Below are 1,245 nucleotides of genomic sequence, written 5' to 3'. Positions count from 1 at the left end.
CGGATGCACCGCGGCATTCAGCCGACGATCCGACTAGTAGTCTCTGATTTTTACGAGAGATGGCAGGTCACGGTTTGCCGGCTGGCGAAAACGCTGAACCCTGGCACTTATGCCTGCCTCGGCTCCAGTGACAACTGGAACCCTAGGGGACGATCCGGTGGCGTCATAGCTCCGCTCCTCTGTCCGTTGCGATTGTTGTCAATTCGAAGCACAAATCGCAAATGCCTGCGGCGTCTCGCAGGCCGCCTTTGGGCGGCGAGGCCATCGAAAGACGGCCGTCTTCGTTGACTGCTGGAGACTGCTCCCGTCAGCTGGTGGCGTCAACCATCAATAGCCGGTTACCGAAAAATGTGATCGCCGGGAGGTTACGTGCAAGTCAGTTTTTGCACAGCTTTGTCAGGAGCGTGTTCGGCCTTTGTTCTTTCCGCTTGCCCGTTCACGCGAAAGACGCTTAAACGCTCTCGTCGGGAATTGTGGCGTATCTCGACGTGGCGGCAAAACTACCTACATAGGGGATGGCCGGGAAAACCCGCCATTCCAGGAAATTCCAGATTCTGAGGCGGCGACCGGCTATGGCCGACCATAAATATCTTTCCATTCGCGGGGCGCGCGAACACAATCTGAAGAATGTCGATCTCGACTTGCCGCGTGACAGCCTGATTGTCATGACCGGCCTGTCGGGGTCCGGCAAGTCATCGCTTGCCTTCGACACGATCTATGCCGAGGGCCAGCGCCGCTATGTCGAAAGCCTGTCGGCCTACGCGCGGCAATTCCTCGAAATGATGCAGAAACCCGACGTCGACCAGATCGACGGCCTGTCGCCCGCCATTTCCATCGAGCAGAAGACCACCTCGAAGAACCCGCGTTCGACGGTCGGCACCGTCACCGAGATCTACGACTATATGCGGCTGCTGTTCGCCCGCGTTGGCATCCCCTATTCGCCGGCCACCGGCCTGCCGATCGAGAGCCAGACGGTTTCGCAGATGGTCGACCGCGTGCTGGCGATCGAGGAAGGCACGCGCCTGTTCATCCTGGCGCCGATGGTGCGCGGCCGCAAAGGCGAGTACCGCAAGGAATTGCTGGAACTGCAGAAGAAGGGCTTTCAGCGCGTCAAGGTCGATGGCGTCTTCTACGAAATCGCCGACGTGCCGGCGCTGGACAAGAAGTACAAGCATGACCTCGACGTCGTTGTCGACCGCATCGTCGTGCGCGGCGATCTGGCGACGCGGCTTGCCGATTCCATCG

The 1,245-nt window shown here is 59.5% G+C and carries 1 pseudogene; it reads left to right on the top strand.

Annotated elements, in window-relative coordinates:
* Positions 1 to 572 precede the first annotated feature (572 nt).
* Positions 573 to 1,245: pseudogene (locus EN906_RS34485) on the top strand (excinuclease ABC subunit A); the annotation flags it as partial.

This window comes from Mesorhizobium sp. M7A.F.Ca.CA.004.06.1.1, from assembly GCF_003999135.1.
Classification (GTDB): Bacteria; Pseudomonadota; Alphaproteobacteria; order Rhizobiales; family Rhizobiaceae; genus Mesorhizobium.
This window is presented reverse-complemented; position numbering and strand designations above follow the sequence as displayed.